This is a genomic window from Streptomyces sp. NPDC001744 (genome assembly GCF_042892575.1).
Classification (GTDB): domain Bacteria; phylum Actinomycetota; class Actinomycetes; order Streptomycetales; family Streptomycetaceae; genus Streptomyces.
Genome location: NZ_JBIAUG010000001.1, coordinates 433,975 through 451,063, shown reverse-complemented (window position 1 = coordinate 451,063; position 17,089 = coordinate 433,975). Strand labels below are relative to the sequence as shown.

The 17,089-nt window shown below is 73.0% G+C and carries 17 protein-coding genes; 10 read left to right on the top strand and 7 right to left on the bottom strand.

The window, feature by feature from the left end:
- Positions 1-193: 193 nt before the first annotated feature.
- Together ACFYZY_RS02115 and ACFYZY_RS02110 are read right to left on the bottom strand one after the other, a co-directional pair.
- Positions 194-1,243, bottom strand: a complete 1,050-nt coding sequence (locus ACFYZY_RS02115) for an NlpC/P60 family protein (RefSeq protein WP_388688688.1) — start codon at positions 1,241-1,243, stop codon at positions 194-196.
- Between the two features lie 333 nt (positions 1,244-1,576).
- A complete protein-coding gene (locus tag ACFYZY_RS02110) occupies positions 1,577-2,371 on the bottom strand; it encodes a class I SAM-dependent methyltransferase (RefSeq protein WP_388688687.1) in 795 nt (264 codons plus the stop codon).
- 378 nt (positions 2,372-2,749) lie between these two features.
- On the opposite strand from ACFYZY_RS02110, the gene mshA reads away from it, so the two are divergent.
- Both mshA and ACFYZY_RS02100 read left to right on the top strand, forming a co-directional pair.
- Positions 2,750-4,117 carry a D-inositol-3-phosphate glycosyltransferase gene (gene mshA / locus ACFYZY_RS02105; protein ID WP_388688685.1) on the top strand — a complete coding sequence of 456 codons (1,368 nt, stop codon included), beginning with the start codon at positions 2,750-2,752 and terminating at the stop codon, positions 4,115-4,117.
- The gene (locus ACFYZY_RS02100; protein ID WP_388688684.1) at positions 4,110-4,655 is read left to right on the top strand and encodes a YbjN domain-containing protein; all 546 of its coding nucleotides are present in this window, start codon (positions 4,110-4,112) and stop codon (positions 4,653-4,655) included. The genes mshA and ACFYZY_RS02100 overlap by 8 nt, the downstream gene beginning before the upstream one ends.
- A gap of 144 nt (positions 4,656-4,799) precedes the next feature.
- Here the strand turns inward: ACFYZY_RS02100 and ACFYZY_RS02095 are convergent, their stop codons facing one another.
- The gene (locus ACFYZY_RS02095; RefSeq protein WP_388688682.1) at positions 4,800-6,200 is read right to left on the bottom strand and encodes an MDR family MFS transporter; all 1,401 of its coding nucleotides are present in this window, start codon (positions 6,198-6,200) and stop codon (positions 4,800-4,802) included.
- Between the two features lie 124 nt (positions 6,201-6,324).
- Here ACFYZY_RS02095 and ACFYZY_RS02090 point away from each other — a divergent pair, with 124 nt between their 5' ends.
- The gene (locus tag ACFYZY_RS02090) at positions 6,325-7,086 is read left to right on the top strand and encodes a phosphoglyceromutase (RefSeq protein WP_388688681.1); all 762 of its coding nucleotides are present in this window, start codon (positions 6,325-6,327) and stop codon (positions 7,084-7,086) included.
- 150 nt (positions 7,087-7,236) lie between these two features.
- Here the strand turns inward: ACFYZY_RS02090 and ACFYZY_RS02085 are convergent, their stop codons facing one another.
- On the bottom strand, positions 7,237-7,911 hold the full coding sequence (locus tag ACFYZY_RS02085; RefSeq protein WP_388688679.1) for a hypothetical protein: 675 nt from the start codon (positions 7,909-7,911) through the stop codon (positions 7,237-7,239).
- A 217-nt stretch (positions 7,912-8,128) separates the two neighbouring features.
- On the opposite strand from ACFYZY_RS02085, the gene ACFYZY_RS02080 reads away from it, so the two are divergent.
- Positions 8,129-8,632 (top strand): GNAT family N-acetyltransferase, encoded by a 504-nt coding sequence (locus ACFYZY_RS02080; RefSeq protein WP_388688677.1) that lies wholly within the window; start codon positions 8,129-8,131, stop codon positions 8,630-8,632.
- A gap of 73 nt (positions 8,633-8,705) precedes the next feature.
- Here the strand turns inward: ACFYZY_RS02080 and ACFYZY_RS02075 are convergent, their stop codons facing one another.
- Positions 8,706-8,858 (bottom strand): hypothetical protein, encoded by a 153-nt coding sequence (locus ACFYZY_RS02075; RefSeq protein WP_388688676.1) that lies wholly within the window; start codon positions 8,856-8,858, stop codon positions 8,706-8,708.
- 122 nt (positions 8,859-8,980) lie between these two features.
- A complete protein-coding gene (gene phoU, locus ACFYZY_RS02070) occupies positions 8,981-9,661 on the bottom strand; it encodes a phosphate signaling complex protein PhoU (RefSeq protein ID WP_388688674.1) in 681 nt (226 codons plus the stop codon).
- Positions 9,662-9,967: 306 nt separating this feature from the next.
- Between phoU and ACFYZY_RS02065 the strand changes: the two genes are divergently transcribed.
- Together ACFYZY_RS02065 and ACFYZY_RS02060 are read left to right on the top strand one after the other, a co-directional pair.
- A complete protein-coding gene (locus ACFYZY_RS02065; RefSeq protein ID WP_388688672.1) occupies positions 9,968-11,197 on the top strand; it encodes a sensor histidine kinase in 1,230 nt (409 codons plus the stop codon).
- Complete coding sequence (locus ACFYZY_RS02060; RefSeq protein ID WP_017242433.1) at positions 11,194-11,874, top strand: response regulator transcription factor; 681 nt, start codon at positions 11,194-11,196, stop codon at positions 11,872-11,874. Before ACFYZY_RS02065 ends, ACFYZY_RS02060 begins: the two co-directional genes overlap by 4 nt.
- A 97-nt stretch (positions 11,875-11,971) precedes the next feature.
- On the opposite strand, the gene ACFYZY_RS02055 is transcribed toward ACFYZY_RS02060, so the two are convergent.
- Positions 11,972-12,580 (bottom strand): DUF461 domain-containing protein, encoded by a 609-nt coding sequence (locus ACFYZY_RS02055; RefSeq protein WP_388688670.1) that lies wholly within the window; start codon positions 12,578-12,580, stop codon positions 11,972-11,974.
- 727 nt (positions 12,581-13,307) lie between these two features.
- Between ACFYZY_RS02055 and ACFYZY_RS02050 the strand changes: the two genes are divergently transcribed.
- The 4 genes from ACFYZY_RS02050 (at position 13,308) to cysS (ending at position 17,055) form a co-directional block, all read left to right on the top strand.
- On the top strand, positions 13,308-13,790 hold the full coding sequence (locus tag ACFYZY_RS02050; RefSeq protein WP_003953493.1) for a CarD family transcriptional regulator: 483 nt from the start codon (positions 13,308-13,310) through the stop codon (positions 13,788-13,790).
- A gap of 435 nt (positions 13,791-14,225) precedes the next feature.
- A complete protein-coding gene (gene ispD / locus ACFYZY_RS02045) occupies positions 14,226-14,981 on the top strand; it encodes a 2-C-methyl-D-erythritol 4-phosphate cytidylyltransferase (protein WP_388688668.1) in 756 nt (251 codons plus the stop codon).
- A complete protein-coding gene (gene ispF, locus ACFYZY_RS02040) occupies positions 14,971-15,498 on the top strand; it encodes a 2-C-methyl-D-erythritol 2,4-cyclodiphosphate synthase (RefSeq protein ID WP_388688667.1) in 528 nt (175 codons plus the stop codon). The genes ispD and ispF overlap by 11 nt, the downstream gene beginning before the upstream one ends.
- 159 nt (positions 15,499-15,657) lie before the next feature.
- Positions 15,658-17,055: a cysteine--tRNA ligase gene (gene cysS, locus ACFYZY_RS02035; RefSeq protein WP_388688665.1), complete on the top strand. Its 1,398-nt coding sequence runs from the start codon at positions 15,658-15,660 to the stop codon at positions 17,053-17,055.
- The last annotated feature ends 34 nt before the right edge of the window (positions 17,056-17,089 follow it).

The following is a 17,089-nucleotide window of genomic DNA, read 5'->3' as shown; positions in this document are numbered from 1 at the left end:
GGTTCCTTTCCCTCCCCCGAGGGTGCGCGGAGCGCCGGGTGGCGCCCCGCCCGTCCCGGACCCTAGCGGTAGGGGGGCGCGCAGCGGAACGGCGATCGCCCGCGAGGGCGCGCGCGAGGCTTGGCATATGCCGCGGAAGGGGAGGTAGTCGCCCGTGCGCCGCACCGGGGGGCGACGGCGGCCATGAGAAACGTCACGCCGGACGGACGACGCCCAGGATCTCCATCGAGCCCGCGCCCGCCAGGGTCACGTTCCGGCCGGGGCGCGGCGCGTGCACCATCATCCCGTTCCCGACGTACATCCCGATGTGGCTCGCGTCCGCGAAGTAGACGATCAGGTCGCCCGGCCGCATGTCCCGGACGTCCACGCGCGGCAGCAGCCGCCACTGCTCCTGCGAGGTGCGCGGGATGGGGCGGCCCGCGACGCCCCAGGCGCTCTGGGTCAGGCCGGAGCAGTCGAACGACGAGGGGCCCTCGTCGCCCCATCCGTACGGCTTGCCGATCTGGGCCGTCGCGAACGCGACCGCCCTCGCGCCCTCCGGGGTCGCCCCCGCCTTCGGGCCGGTGAGGACGCCGGTGCCGAGCCAGCGCGTCTGGGCCTGCTTCTGCGCCAGTTCCTCCAGGAACCGCAGCCGCTCCCGCTCCTCGGCGGCGAGCGTGGCCTCCAGTCTCCTGGCCGCGTCGATCTTGCCGTTGATCTCCTTCTTCGCCCGGTCCTGGCGGTCGCGGTTGGCCTCCAGCCTGGACCAGTTGTCGCTCGCCTCCCGCGCGTAGACGTCCAGTGCGGCCTGGGTGCGGGTCATGTCGGCGAGGAGGTCCGTGGTGGCCTTCGCGCCGGCCTGGAGGCGTCCCGCGTTGTCGAGGAAGAGCTGCGGGTCGTTGGTGAGGACGAACCGCGCGCCGTCGGGGAGGCCGCCGTTGCGGTACTGGGCGCGGGCGGCGGCACCGGCCCGGTTCCTGAGGTCCTCGATCTTCGCGCGCCCCTCGGCGAGCATCCGGTCGACCCGGACGATCTCGGCGGACTGCTCCCTGGCCTTCTCCTCGGCGAGGTTGTACGCGTCGGTGGCGACGGCGGCCTGCCGGTACAGGTCGTTCATCTCCGCGCGCACCTGTTCCAGGCTCTTCTTCGGCGGCGGCGGGGGGAGGGGCGCGGCGGAGGCCCGGAGGGCCAGCGCGGGGGAGGCCAGCACGGCCAGGGCGCAGACCACGGTGATCGCGGCGCTGGCGCGTCGGCGTCGGTTCACGAACTCCCCCTCGGACGTCACGTGGCACGAGACCGGCTTACCGCCGGTAACTTGATGGTGACGTGGTGATGCTGCCATGCGAAACCGGCAAGTAACAAGTAACGGGGGCGGGCGGGACCTGCCGGACCCGTGTGCGGCCTGCCGGACCCGCTCCCCCACACAAGGGACGAGCGTGACGGGCGAGGCGTTCCCCTCGTACGGAGAACGGGTCCGGAACGGGGGAGGAATCGGGGTCGGCCGCCCGGTGGCGTCCGTGTTGTCCCTTACGGGGTGCCGCGTCGCCCTCGCCGTCCCCGCCCCTCCCCGCCCGTCCCCGCGGCCCCCGAGGGGGCCTCACCCCCGGGGCGCCAGCGCCTCCCACCGCACCGTCACCTCGCCCTGCCGCCACCGTCGCGGCCCGTCCGTCACGGGCCAGTCCGCCGCCAGGTCGCGGACGGAGCGGATCCACCGCTGACGCGCGCCGAGGGAGGCGTACGGGGCGGCCGCCGCCCACGCCCGGTCGAAGTCCCGCAGGAAGGCGTGCACCGGCTCGCCCGGCACGTTCCGGTGGATCAGCGCCTTCGGCAGCCGTTCCGCCAGGTCCGAGGGCCGGTCGAGCGAACCGAGCCGGGTCGCGAAGGTCACCGTGCGCGGCCCGCCCGGACCGAGCGCCACCCACACGTGCCGGCGCCCGATCTCGTCGCAGGTGCCCTCCACGAGCAGCCCGTCCGGGGCGAGCCGTCCGCACAGGCGCTCCCAGACGGCCGCGACCTGCTCCTCGTCGTACTGGCGCAGCACGTTCGCCGCCCGGATCAGGGCGGCCCGGCCGGGGACGGGCACCTCGAAGCCGCCGTGCACGAAGGAGAGCCCGTCGTGCTCGTACGGCCTGGCGGCCTCGACCCGGGCGGGCTCGATCTCGACGCCGTACAGGAGCGCGCGGGGGTCGGCGGTGCGCAGCCGGGCGAGCAGCTCGACGGCGGTCCAGGGGGCGGCCCCGTACCCGAGGTCGACGGCGAGCGGCGGCCCGGGGGAGCGGCGCAGGGCGGGACCGTGGACGGCGGCGATCCAGCGGTCCATGCGGCGCAGCCGGTTGGGGTTGGTGGTCCCGCGGGTCGGCGTGCCGACGGGGCGGGTGGTGCGCGGGGCCATGCCACGAGCGTAAGGGGTGGGGGAGGGGCGCCGGAGGGGCGAGGGGCCGGGTGGTGCGGGGCGGGCGAGAGGTGCCGGAGGGTCGAGGGGGCCAGGCGGTGCGGGGCGGGGGAGCGAGGGACCCGGGCTCACGGCAACGAATTGGCAAAAGGCCCCCACCAGCGGAAATGAAAGGGACCGTTCCGGTGTTCTCGCCGCTGGAAGGCGCACCGCGCCCTCCGCCCGCCCTGCGGACCCAGCCCAGCCCGTCCAGACCCAGTTCAGTTCAGCCCGAAGGCCCGGTCACCGGCTCCGGTCCCGGCCCGGCCCCGGCTCCCGCCCCGGTCCCGGCCGGTCCGGGAGCACGGTCCGCGGGCCCCGAGCGGAAGGACCGCCGACGTGAGCCAGTACGTGTCCCGGTTCGCCGGCACCCGGCACCGGCACCCGGCGCCGAACCGGCTCCGGCTTCCCGGCCGGTCCCGTGCCCCCCGGCGCGTGGCCATGCTCAGCGTCCACACCTCGCCGCTGCACCAGCCGGGCACCGGCGACGCGGGCGGCATGAACGTCTACATCGTCGAGCTGGCCAAGCGGCTCGCCGCCATCGACATCGAGGTGGAGATCTTCACCCGGGCCACCGCCGGCGGCCTCCCCCCGGTGGTCGAGCTGACGCCGGGCGTGCTCGTGCGGCACGTGGACGCGGGGCCGTACGAGGGCCTGGCCAAGGAGGAGCTGCCGGCCCAGCTCTGTGCCTTCACGCACGGCGTGATGCGGGCGTGGGCGAACCACCGCCCGGGGTACTACGACCTCGTCCACTCCCACTACTGGCTCTCCGGCCACGTCGGCTGGCTCGCCGCCGAGCGCTGGGGCGTCCCGCTGGTCCACGCCATGCACACCATGGCGAAGGTCAAGAACGCCGCGCTCGCCGAGGGCGACACGCCCGAGCCGGCGGCCCGGGTGATCGGCGAGACCCAGATCGTCTCCGCCGCCGACCGGCTGATCGCGAACACGACCGAGGAGGCCGGCGAACTGGCCCGCTTCTACGACGCGGAGCCCGGCAAGATCGCGGTCGTCCACCCGGGCGTCAACCTCGACCGCTTCCGCCCCGGCGACGGCCGCGCCGCCGCCCGCGCCCGGCTCGGCCTGCCGCAGGACGCGTTCGTACCGGTCTTCGCCGGCCGCATACAGCCCCTGAAGGCCCCGGACATCCTGCTGCGGGCGGCCGCCCTGCTGGTGGAACGGGACCCGTCCCTGCGCGCGCGCATGGTCGTCCCGGTGGTCGGCGGCCCGAGCGGCAGCGGCCTGGCCAGGCCGGAGGGGCTCCAGAAGCTCGCCGCCCGGCTCGGCGTCGCGGACATCGTGCGCTTCCACCCGCCGGTGGGCCAGGAGCGGCTCGCCGACTGGTTCCGCGCGGCCAGCGTGCTCGTGATGCCCTCGTACAGCGAGTCCTTCGGCCTGGTCGCCATAGAGGCACAGGCGGCCGGCACCCCGGTCGTCGCGGCGGCGGTGGGCGGCCTGCCCGTGGCCGTACGGGACGGCGTGACCGGCTTCCTCGTACAGGGCCACGACCCGGCGGACTACGCGCGGGCCCTCGGCCGCTTCGTGGCCGACCCGTCCCTGTCGGCCCGGATGGGCGACGCGGCGGCGGCGCACGCGGGCTCCTTCGGCTGGGACACGGCGGCCTCGGCCACGGCGGACGTCTACACGGCCGCCGTCCACGACCACCGGCTGCGCGAGAACCGGCGTCGCGTACGCTCCCACCATGGCTGAGGACAAGACCGCCGAGGGCGTTCGGCAGACCATCGAGTCCACGCTCGACGACGCGGAGCTGGAGTGGGAGTCCCCCGGACCGGGCTCCTACGTCGTCAAGCTCCCCGGCACGCGCAAGCTCTTCACCACGCTCTCCCTGCGCGCGGGCCGCCACTCGCTCTCCCTCAACGCCTTCGTCGTCCGCCACCCGGACGAGAACGAGGCGGGCGTCCACCGCTGGCTCCTCGAACGCAACCTCAAGCTGTACGGGGTGGGGTACGCGGTCGACGGCCTCGGCGACGTCTACCTCACCGGCAAGCTCCCGCTCGCCGCCGTCACGCCCGAGGAACTGGACCGGCTGCTCGGCTCGGTCCTGGAGGCGGCGGACGGCGACTTCAACACGCTCCTGGAGCTGGGCTTCGCGACGTCGATCCGGCGCGAGTACGCGTGGCGGGTCTCGCGGGGCGAGTCGACCCGGAACCTGGACGCGTTCAAGCACCTCCTCGGGAAGCCGGCGGACGAGCCGGTGGAGGAACCGCGGGAGAAGCCGGTCGGCTGAGAGACCCCCGAACGCCGCGACGGCGCCCGCCCGTGCTCGGTGCGGGCGGGCGCCGTCGCGGCGCGTACGGAGGGGAAGGCCCGCCCCGGCCCGGCGCCCGGAAGCCGGAAGGACGAGGACCGGGACCCGGGCGCCGGGCGGGGATCAGACGTCGTCCGGTGTCCGGCCGGCGTCCTCCCCCTTCCCGAGGGGAACGGCCACGGGGACGGGGACGGGACCGGCCCCGGCGTCGCGCTCGACCCCGGTACCGAGACCGGCTCCGGTATCGAGACCGGGGTCGGACTCGTGCCCGGATCCGGACTCGTGATCGGAAGCGAAGGCCGTGTCGGAGCCCTCGGCCAGGGCCTTCCGCAGCAGGGTCGGGTACCCGACGGCGGCGACGGCGCCGATCGCGGCCGTGGCCGCCCACAGGACGCCGGGGCCGGGGCCGTCGACGATCGCGCCGGCGAGGATCGGGGCGACGAAACCGGCGACGGCCCAGGACATGCCCATGACGCCCTGATAGCGGCCCCGGGCGTGCTCGGGGGCGAGGAGGGCGGTGGCGGCGGCGTTGGTCGGGACGTGGATCATCTCGCCGACGGTCCAGACGACGACGGTCGCGGCGAAGGCGACGGAGGACCCGGCGAGGGCGGTGGCGCCGGTGCCGAGGCCGAAGAGGAGGGCGGAGAGGGCGAGCAGGAGCACCGGGGAGCGCTTGTCGGTCAGCTTGTTGACGAGGAGCTGGAAGCCGACGATGACGATGCCGTTGACGGCGATGACGACGCCGTACGAGGAGGGGGAGAGGCCCTGGGCGGCCATGGTGAGGGGCAGCCCGATCCAGGGGGCGGTGAACACCAGGCAGACGAGCAGGTTGAGGAGGACGAGCGTGCGGAAGGGCGCGTCGCGCAGCACGGTGAGCATGCCGGCCTTCTCCTCGGCCACGGGCTCGTCCACGGTCCGGGGGCGCCGCTCGGGGCGGGTTTCGGGAAGCCGGAGGAAGACGATCACGGCGCACAGGACGGTGGCGACGGCGTCGACGACGAAGAGGGTGCGGTAGCCGAGGAAGGCCGCCGCGCCGCCGCCGATGGAGGCGATGGCGAAGCCGAGGTTGAGGGCCCAGTAGTTGAGGGCGTAGGCCCGGCGCACGTCGTGGGCGGGGACCATGTCGGCGATGGTCGCGTTGATGGAGGGCCGGACGGCCTGCATGGCGGCGCCCATGAGGAGGACGGCGGTGGCGATGGCCCAGGGGCTGGTGACGACGGCGAGGGCGGCGGCGCAGGCGGCACCGGCGAGGTGCGTGGTGATCATGGTGGGGCGGCGGCCCCAGCGGTCGGTGAGGGTGCCGCCCAGCGGGGAGCCGGCGACGCCGCCGAGGCCGTGGAGGGCGACGACGAGCCCGGCGAACCAGGCGGAGTGCCCGAGTTCCAGCGTCAGGTAGAGGGAGAGGAAGGTGAGGACGAAGGCGCCGGTGCGGTTGACGAGGGTCGAGAGCCAGAGCCACCAGAAGCCGGGCGGGAGGCCCGAGACCGTCGCACGGGCCGATCGTCTGAGCGAACTGATGGACATGTGTGGCGGTCCCCCTGATGCGTAAGACTCCTTCTGGCCACACGCAACTTACGCATCTCTCATGCCGGACACCACTCGATTGACGGCGCGCGGCAATCACCGGGGGTCGATTAGGCTCGTACGCATGGCCGACGCACCGTACAAGCTGATCCTCCTCCGCCACGGCGAGAGCGAGTGGAACGAGAAGAATCTGTTCACCGGATGGGTGGACGTGAACCTCACCGCGAAGGGCGAGAAGGAGGCGACGCGCGGCGGCGAGCTGCTCAAGGACGCCGGCCTGCTGCCCGACGTGCTGCACACCTCCCTCCAGAAGCGCGCCATCCGCACGGCGCAGCTCGCGCTCGAGGCGGCCGACCGCCACTGGATCCCGGTGAACCGTTCCTGGCGCCTGAACGAGCGTCACTACGGGGCCCTCCAGGGCAAGGACAAGGCGCAGACGCTCGCCGAGTTCGGCGAGGAGCAGTTCATGCTGTGGCGCCGCTCGTACGACACCCCGCCGCCGCCGCTCTCCGACGACAGCGAGTACTCGCAGGCCCACGACGCCCGTTACCAGACGATCCCGCCGGAGCTGCGCCCGCGCACGGAGTGCCTGAAGGACGTCGTGGAGCGGATGCTCCCCTACTGGTACGACAGCGTCGTCCCGGACCTGCTCGCCGGCCGCACGGTCCTGATCGCGGCCCACGGCAACAGCCTCCGCGCCCTGGTCAAGCACCTGGACGGCATCTCGGACGCCGACATCGCGGGCCTCAACATCCCGACCGGCATCCCCCTCGCCTACGAACTGGACGGGGACTTCAAGCCCCTGAAGCCGGGCGGCACGTACCTCGACCCGGAGGCGGCCGCGGCGGCGATCGAGGCCGTGAAGAACCAGGGCAAGAAGAAGTAGCCCATGTGATCACGCCCCCTACCTGCGGGTCCTCCGCCGGTGGGGGGCATGGTCATGCTGGTGGACCGGTCGGTGACGCGGCGGGTCGTGGTGTCGATGCGGGACGCGAGCCGGTGGCGCGTGCCCCGGGAGGCACCGGCTCCGGTGCTCTCAGGACTCGGGCTCGTCCAGGCGGCCGTTCAGGCTGAAGAGGAACCATTCGAGCCAGTCCGCCGTGACCCCCATGGAGGACGCCCAGTCGTGCATGTGGTGGACGTAGGTGGTGTACCGGGTGGGCCAGTGGCGCGTTCCGGCCGCCTCCCAGCTGGACCACCCGAGGGCGTTCAGGGAGCGGAAGACCCGGTCGTCGAGGATCAGGGCCCGCTCGCACGGGGCGTCGCGGTCGTCCACGGTCCTGAACCACTTGGTGAAGAAGGACCGTCCCACGCCCCTGAGGACGAACTTCCGGTAGGCGCCGCCCAGATCGCCGGCCCGGACCGCCTCGCGCGTGCTCCGGAGGACGGCGGGCAGGCGCGGGTCGGCGAGGGCCGCTCCGGTGTACCGGGGGCCCCGCCCGTTGGTGGTGCCCGAGCCCCAGATCATGACGGCCACGAACAGGTCGCGCAGGCCGTCGGGGTCGTCGCCGACGCGGTCGCGGAGGGCGGCCAGGTCGTCCCGGCCGACGAGCCGGTCGCCGCGCACCCCGCCCGTGGACGGGACGCCGATGTCGAGCACGTGCGCCGCCCGGTGCGGCTCCAGCCACGGGCGCCACGTCCCCGGGCGGAAACGTACGGGTTCCTGCGCGCGTTCGCCGTGACGTTCGACGAGTGTCCGAAGCTGTTCCATCGTGGCCCCCGGGTCATGACGGCGACGTGCCGTGGGGGCCAACGTACGGGAGCGCGGACCGGGACGACAGACCCGCCGGCGGTGACGGGACGCGCCGTCCGGGACCGCCCGACGGGGGACCGGGCCGCTCGCGGAACGCACCCGCTCCGGCGCCCCCCGCCGCGCGTACGGAAGAAACCGCACGACGGATCCGTACGGTCCCGCTAGCGTCCACGTCATGAGCGCCCCGTACACCCCGGACCCCCAGGTCACCCCGGACACGTCACTCCGCCTGGAGGAGATCACCCCCGCCAACGTCGACGCCGCCCTCGACCTCCGCGTCCATCCCCACCAGGAGCGGAACGTCGCCCCCGTGGTGCGCTCCCTCGCCGAGGCGTACGCCTTCGGGGAGGCCGCCTGGCCACGGCTGATCCTCGACGGGGACCGGATCGTCGGGTTCCTCATGGCCTACCTCGACATCCCGTGGGGCGAGGAGGCGGACGGCGACCGCCGCAGCGGCCTCTGGCGGCTCAACATCTCCGCCGACGTACAGGGAAAGGGGTACGGGCGCTTCGCGGTCCGCGCCGTCGCCGACGAGCTGCGGCGGCGCGGGGAGCGGCGGATGTACGTCAGCTGGGAGCCGGGCGACGGGGGGCCCGGCGCGTTCTACCACCGGCTCGGCTTCCGCCCCACCGGTGAGCACAGCGGGCGGCAGGTCGTAGGCGTGCTCGACCTCGGGTGAGTTCGGGTGACCCCGGGTGACCCCGGGTGGGAAAGAGGGGGGTGCGGCGAGCCGCACCCCCCTCCCCCCCCGTTCAGCCCGAGCAGCCCCCGCACTGGCACGGGCCGCCCGACTGGCATCCGCAGCCACAGCCCGAGCCGCAGCCGCAGGCGCCGAGGACGGGCAGCAGGACCGCCTCGCGCGGCGGTTCCGCCCCGGATTCGGTCGTCATCGGGGAATCGGCCATGAGGGTCCCTCCCTTTCGAGGCGCGGATCGCCTCCCCCCATTGCATGCCCACCCGGACCGGCGCATCAACGGCGCACCGGAGCCCGCACACCTGTGTGTTTTGGAGCGGTTCCGGCGGGGAGCTACGCCCCCTCCACCGGCGCCTCCGCCGCCTGGAGCTCGTCCGCGTGCTCGCCCGTCACCAGGTACACCACCCGCTTCGCCACCGACACCGCGTGGTCCGCGAACCGCTCGTAGTACCGGCCGAGCAGCGTCACGTCCACCGCCGTCTCGATGCCGTGCTTCCAGCGGTCGTCCATCAGGTGCCGGAACAGCGTCCGGTGCAGCAGGTCCATCTCGTCGTCGTCCTGCTCCAGCTGGAGCGCCAGGTCGACGTCCTTGGTGATGATGACCTCCGCCGCCTTCGCCATCAGGCGCTGCGCCAGCTGACCCATCTCCAGGATGGTCGCGTGCAGGTCCCTCGGCACCGCCGACGCCGGGAACCGCAGCCGCGCCAGCTTCGCGACGTGCTGTGCCAGGTCGCCCGAGCGCTCCAGGTCGGCGCTCATCCGCAGCGAGGTCACCACGATCCGCAGGTCCGTCGCCACCGGCTGCTGGCGGGCGAGCAGCGCTATCGCCCGCGCCTCCAGGTCGTGCTGGAGGTCGTCCACCTTCTGGTCCGCCGCGATCACGCTCTCCGCGAGCTTCAGGTCGGCGTCGAGCATCGCCGTCGTGGCGCGCCCGATCGCCGATCCGACGAGTCGGGCCATCTCGACCAGGCTCTCGCCGATCGAGTCCAGTTCCTCGTGGTACGCGTCCCGCATCGATGTCCCTCTCTACCTCTACGCAAAGCTCCGGACCCCTACGCAAGGCTCCGGAAGCCCCGGAAGTTCCCGGCCCGAGTGGGGCTCGGACCCCCACGTTTCCACGTTCGGCCCCCTACGCGTCCGGCTCCACCCCCTCGTGTGAACCGGCACCGTCCCCCAGGTGAACTCTGGGCGACGCGCGCCACCGCGCCCGCCGGGACAAGTGAACCGGCCCCGTCCCCAGGGTGAACTCTGGGCGACGACTGTTCGAGCAGCCACTCGTACGGCTGGGAGAGGGTCCGCGAGCCCGCATAACCTTGAGGCATGGACGTGAACGCGGCAGTCGCCGCATTGGCAGCGATCGCCGGGGTGTGCACCGGCGTGATCGCCGTGCTGGCGTTCCGCTGGAGCGAACGCGACCAGACGCGACCCACCCGCACCTCGCTGCACACCGACGCCGTGCTCCCGCCCGGCGTCGACACCGTGCTGTCCGTACTGCGCTCCTCCGCGGTCGTCCTCGACGAGAGCGACTCCGTGGTGAAGGCCAGCTCGGCGGCGTACGCGCTCGGTCTGGTCCGCGGCGGCAAACTGGCCGTCGAGGCCATGCTCACCATGGCCCGCGACACCCGCCGCGACGGAGAGATACGGCAGGTCGAACTGGACCTGCCCCGGCGCGGCACCGGGCGCGGCGAGGCCCTCGCCGTCTCCGCCCGCGTCGCCCCGCTGGGCTCCCGGCTGGTCCTGCTCCTGGTCGAGGACCTCACCGAGGCCCGGCGCATCGAAGCGGTGCGACGGGACTTCGTCGCCAACGTGAGCCATGAGCTGAAGACGCCCACGGGCGCGCTCTCCCTGCTCTCCGAGGCGGTCATGGACGCCTCGGACGACCCCGAGGCGGTCACCCGCTTCGCCGGCCGGATGCAGATCGAGGCGACCCGTCTCACCAACCTCGTACAGGAGCTGATCGACCTCTCCCGCGTGCAGAACGACGATCCGCTGGAGGACTCCGAACCGGTGTCCGTGGACGAGCTGGTCGCCGAGGCGATCGACCGCTCCCGGCACACCGCCGGCACCAAGCAGATCACCATGGTCTCCGGAGGCTCCGCCGACCTGCGGATCTGGGGCAGCCGCGGCCAGCTCGCCGCCGCCCTCGGCAACCTCGTCGAGAACGCCGTCAACTACTCACCGGCCCACACCCGCGTCGGCATCGCGGCCCGCAAGGTCGCCGCGCCCGGCGGCGACCTCATCGAGATCGCCGTCACCGACCAGGGCATCGGCATCCCCGACAAGGACAAGGAGCGCGTCTTCGAGCGCTTCTACCGCGTCGACCCCGCCCGCTCCCGTGCCACCGGCGGTACGGGCCTCGGCCTGGCCATCGTGAAGCACGTGGCCGCCTCGCACGGCGGCGAGGTCACCGTCTGGAGCACCGAGGGCCAGGGCTCCACCTTCACCCTGCGGCTGCCCGAGGCGGGCTCCGCACGGGACCGCCGCCCCGCCTCGTCGCTCACCCCCGATCTCATGACCGAACCGCTTCCTGCCCCGGAGGTCCTTCCGTGACCCGAGTGCTCGTCGTCGAGGATGAGGAATCCTTCAGCGACGCCCTGTCGTACATGCTCCGCAAGGAAGGCTTCGAGGTCGCCGTCGCGGCGACCGGGCCCGACGGCCTCGACGAGTTCGAGCGCAACGGAGCCGACCTCGTCCTCCTCGACCTGATGCTCCCGGGCCTGCCCGGCACGGAGGTCTGCCGCCAGCTGCGCGGCCGCTCGAACGTCCCGGTCATCATGGTGACCGCCAAGGACAGCGAGATCGACAAGGTCGTCGGCCTGGAGATAGGGGCCGACGACTACGTGACCAAGCCCTTCTCCTCGCGGGAGCTGGTCGCCCGCATCCGCGCGGTGCTGCGCCGCCGGGGCGAGCCGGAGGAGGTCACCCCGGCGGCCCTGGAGGCCGGCCCGGTCCGCATGGACGTGGACCGCCACGTGGTGACGGTCTCCGGCGGCAAGGTCGACCTGCCGCTGAAGGAGTTCGACCTCCTGGAGATGCTGCTGCGCAACGCGGGCCGCGTGCTGACCCGCATGCAGCTCATCGACCGGGTGTGGGGCGCGGACTACGTCGGCGACACCAAGACCCTCGACGTCCACGTCAAGCGTCTGCGCGCCAAGATCGAGCCGGACCCGGGCGCCCCGCGCTACCTGGTGACGGTGCGCGGTCTGGGCTACAAGTTCGAGCCGTAGGAAGAACCGCGGGAAACCGCGGGAAACCGTGCGTACGCGTGAAGGGGCGCCCCCTCGGCAGGGGGCGCCCCTTCACGCGTACGCGGGTGCGGCCGGGTCAGTGACCGGTTCCGTGGCTCGCCTCGCCCGACGGCGACGCGGAGGCGGAGGGCGACGCCGGGGCGGACGCGGAGGCGGACGGGGGAGCGGGGACGACCGAGGGGCCGAACTCCTTGAAGTAGCTCGTCGCGGGGACCACGAAGGCGTCCAGGCCGACCTCGCCGGTCTTGCTCAGCTTGAAGACGACCTTCTGCGCGTCGCCGTCCTTGGCGGACTCGGCGCCGCTCTCGACCAGGGCGGTGGCGTTGCCCGCGCCGCCGATGACGAGGGAGCCGCCGGCCGGGACGGTGACCTGGCCGGTGCCCTTGGCCGGGGTCAGCTTCACGACGGCGTTGGTACCCGGCAGGGTGACCGCTTCGAGGGTCTGCGGCTGGTCGCCGCCGTTGAAGACGGTGGCCGAGACGGCGGCCGGACCCTTGGCGCCGGGCTCGGGCTGGGTGATCACGAGCGCGTTCTGGATCTTGATGTCGTCCACCGTCACGGCGGCGTTGTCCGGACGGATCTGAAGGGTCTGCGCGTCGTTGCCCGCGCCACAGGCGGACAGGGCGGCGACGGAGAACACGATGGCGGTGGCGGCGAGGGCGCCGCGTCGAAGGCTGCGGCTCACGGCGGCGGCATCTCCTAGGACGTACGGACGGACTGGGGACCGGGGGCCAACTCAAGGCGTGTCAGCGCGTTCAGGTTACCGAGCCGCACTCTCCGTCCCGCACCCGACCCGCCCCTAACCCGCCGCGGCCCTTTCCCGCCTCTCCGGGGAGCCCGCCTCTGCGCGCTCCCCGTGGAGCGGGCCTTCCTCGTGGGGCCGGGGCCCTCCTTCGTGGAGCCGGCCCTCCCCGTGGAGTCCGGCGGAGCGCTCCCGGGCGCCCCCGCGGCCGCCGCACCCGTGCGGTCATGGCCGGATCGCGACCCATTGACCTGTTGTTCACATAAGAGCCTTGATCAATTCGGGAGTGCCGCGCATTCCCCGGAGCCGCGTCTCCGGAAAATCCCGGGCCGATGTCGACCGGACCCGGTTGATCAATTCCGGGAAACGTCGTGCGATGCACCCGTACGAGTGGTCGATCCTCGAACGGAGTAGGTGAAGAAGGACACACCGAACCCGACAAAACGGCACATCACGCCTTCTCCTCGAAGGGGCGAGTGGGTGTAACGTACGCGTTTCTCTCCGTCCGGACAGCCGCTCCGACCTGCGAATACCCCCTTCCGCAAGCCTTCCGCAGCACGTCCGCATCGCTGTTGTCAAGCCCCGAGATATGCCCTGACCTGCGAAAACGCCATTCAGAAGAAGCCGTATCCGTGTTACCCTGGATAGCCACGGAAGGGGTACCTGTCACATGACGTTCAAGGTTGGCGACACCGTGGTCTATCCCCATCACGGGGCCGCGCTGATCGAGGCCATCGAAACTCGCCAGATCAAAGGCGTGGACAAGACCTACTTGGTGCTCAAGGTCGCGCAGGGTGACCTGACGGTCCGCGTGCCGGCGGACAACGCGGAGTTCGTCGGGGTCCGCGACGTAGTCGGGCAGGACGGGCTGGACCGGGTCTTCGAGGTGCTGCGCGCGCCGTACGCCGAAGAGCCGACGAACTGGTCCCGTCGGTACAAGGCGAACCTGGAGAAGCTCGCCTCCGGCGATGTCATCAAGGTCGCCGAAGTGGTCCGCGACCTGTGGCGGCGCGAGCGCGAGCGGGGTCTCTCCGCGGGTGAGAAGCGCATGCTCGCCAAGGCGCGGCAGATCCTGGTCAGCGAGCTGGCCCTCGCGGAGAACACGAACGAGGACAAGGCCGAGGCCCTCCTCGACGAGGTCCTCGCGTCCTGAGCGTGCTCCGACCACACCGGAGCGCGTTGCCGAGCGAAGCACTGCCGTGGTGCCCGCCGACGCGCTGTGATCCACACAGTGCTGTCGCCGGGCGCCGCGGCATGTTCGCGTACGTACCATCCCCCTCACACATAACCGTTCGCGCGCGCCTCACACACACCTTCGCGCGTCCGCGTGCGTGAACCTCGCGCCCACGGCCGAGTGCGCACGGACCCGGATCCGCGTGTACGGCGTCGAGGAGCCGAGGAACAAGGGGAGAAGCAGCCGGGGAGCGGCCGATGAGCGCCCGCCCACCCCGCTGTGTCCGAACCCCCTGTGCTGGGCGGCAACGCCTCGACCGTCGTCACGGAAAGGGCCCGGTCAAGGCGGAGCGTCCGGCACGGTGAGTGCCCTACCCATGTCGGCCGCGGAAACAAACCTGCCGGAGTGCAACCGATGTCAGACGAAGCGCCTCCCCGTCGCACCGCCGTGGTGATCCCGGCGGCCGGACGGGGCGTACGCCTCGGCCCGGGCGCCCCCAAGGCGCTGCGCGCGCTGGGCGGCACCCCCATGCTCATCCACGCCGTCCGCGCGATGGCCGCCTCCCGCGCGGTCTCGCTCGTCGTCGTGGTCGCCCCTCCCGACAGCGCCGGTGCCGCCGAGGTCAAGAACCTCCTCGACACCCACGCCCTTCCCGAGCGCACCGACTACCTGGTCGTCCCCGGTGGCGGGACCCGCCAGGAGTCCGTACGCCTCGGGCTCGAAGCGCTCCCCCCGGGCATCGACACCGTCCTCGTCCACGACGCGGCCCGCCCCCTGGTCCCCGTCGACACCGTGGACGCCGTCGTCGAGGCCGTACGGGACGGGGCCGTCGCCGTCGTCCCCGCGCTGCCCGTCGCCGACACCGTCAAGGAGGTCGAGCCGGCCGGGGAGCCCGGCGGCCCCGAGCAGGTCGTCGCCACCCCGCCCCGCGCCCGCCTCCGCGCCGTCCAGACCCCGCAGGGCTTCGACCGCGACACCCTGGTCCACGCCCACGCCACCGTCGCCCTCGCAGGTGAGGGCGCCACCGACGACGCCGGCATGGTCGAGAGGCTCGGCGCGCCCGTCGTCGTCGTGCCCGGCCACGAAGAGGCGTTCAAGGTGACCCGCCCCCTCGACCTCCTCCTCGCCGAGGCCGTACTCGCCCGAAGGAGGGCCAACGATGGCTTCTGAGCCGCCCGCGCTCCCCGTGCTTCCTGTGATTCCCCGTACCGGCATCGGCACCGACGTCCACGCCTTCGAGAAGGGTCGCGCCCTGTGGTGCGCGGGCCTCCTCTGGGACGTCGCCGAGAGCGACGGGTACGGCCTCGCAGGGCACTCCGACGGCGACGTCGCCGCCCACGCCGCCTGCGACGCGCTCTTCTCCGCCGCCGGCATCGGCGACCTCGGCGCCCACTTCGGCACCTCGCGCCCCGAGTGGTCCGGCGCCTCCGGCACCACCCTGCTCGCCGAGGCCGCCCGGATCGTCCGCGCCGAGGGGTACGAGATCGGCAACATCGCCGTCCAGGTCGTCGGTGTCCGCCCCAAGATCGGCAAGCGGCGCGACGAGGCGCAGAAGGCGCTGAGCGAGGCGGCCGGAGCGCCCGTCTCCGTCTCCGGCACCACCACGGACGGGCTGGGCCTCACCGGCCGGGCCGAGGGCCTCGCCGCCCTCGCGACCGCCCTGGTGTACCCCGTGACCGCCCCTTAGGGGTCCCGCCGGCCGGGCCGGGACCGCGCCGCCGGGTGCCGCGGGCCCGGCCCCGGCCCCCCGGGCGCACCCCCCGAGGCGGCGGGACCGCCGAAAAAACGTGCCCCGGGGCCGGGAACGGGTCGCGGGGCACCGTCGCACGCCCACTACCCTGGGGGGGTGACTATTCGCCTGTACGACACCAGCGCCCGGCAGATCCGTGACTTCACCCCGCTCACGCCGGGCCGCGTCTCGATCTACCTGTGTGGCGCCACCGTCCAGGCGGCCCCGCACATCGGCCACATCCGGTCGGGCCTGAACTTCGACATCATGCGCCGCTGGTTCGCGTACCGCGGCTACGACGTCACGTTCGTCCGCAACGTCACCGACATCGACGACAAGATCATCACGAAGGCGGCCGAGCAGGGCCGCCCCTGGTGGTCCATCGGGTACGAGAACGAGCGCGCGTTCAACTCCGGCTACGACGCCCTCGGCTGCCTGCCGCCGACCTACGAGCCGCGCGCCACCGGGCACGTCCCCGAGATGATCGAGATGATGCGCGGTCTCATCGAGCGCGGCCACGCCTACGAGGCGGACGGCAGCGTCTACTTCGACGTGCGCTCCTTCCCGGACTACCTGGCCCTGTCCCACCAGGACGTCGACGACCTGCGCCAGCCCGACGAGGGCGTCTCCGGCAAGCGCGACCCGCGCGACTTCGCCATGTGGAAGGCGACCAAGCCGGGCGAGCCCGACTGGGAGACCCCCTGGGGCCGCGGCCGTCCCGGCTGGCACCTGGAGTGCTCGGCCATGGCCCACAAGTACCTGGGCTCCGCCTTCGACGTCCACGGCGGCGGCCTCGACCTGGTCTTCCCGCACCACGAGAACGAGATCGCCCAGGCCAGGGCCTTCGGCGACGAGTTCGCGCGGTACTGGGTGCACAACGCCTGGGTCACCATGAGCGGCGAGAAGATGTCGAAGTCGCTCGGCAACAGCGTCCTCGTGTCCGAGATGGTGAAGAACTGGCGCCCCATCGTCCTGCGCTACTACCTGGGCACCCCGCACTACCGCTCGATGATCGAGTACAGCGAGGAGGCCCTGCGCGAGGCCGAGTCGGCGTTCGCCCGCATCGAGGGCTTCGTCCAGCGCGCCACCGAGAAGGCCGGGGCGCCCGTCGCCCCCGCCGCCGAGGTGCCGCCGGCCTTCGCCGAGGCCATGGACGACGACCTGGGCGTCCCGCAGGCGCTCGCGATCATCCACACCACCGTCCGCCAGGGCAACAGCGCCCTCGCCGCGGACGACAAGGACGAGGCCGTCGCCCGCCTCGCCGAGGTCCGCGCCATGCTCGGCGTCCTCGGCCTGGACCCGCTCGACCCCCGGTGGGCCGGGGAGTCCGGCGGCGGCGAGGAGCTCCACGGCGTCGTCGACACCCTCGTGCGCCTCGTGCTCCAGCAGCGCGAGTCGGCGCGGGAGCGGAAGGACTGGGCGTCGGCGGACGCGATCCGCGACCAGCTCAACCGGTCCGGCCTCGCCGTCGAGGACGGACCGGACGGCCCCCGCTGGACGCTGGGCAACCGTTAGAAGACGTGCCGCCCGGACCTCCGGGCGGCACACT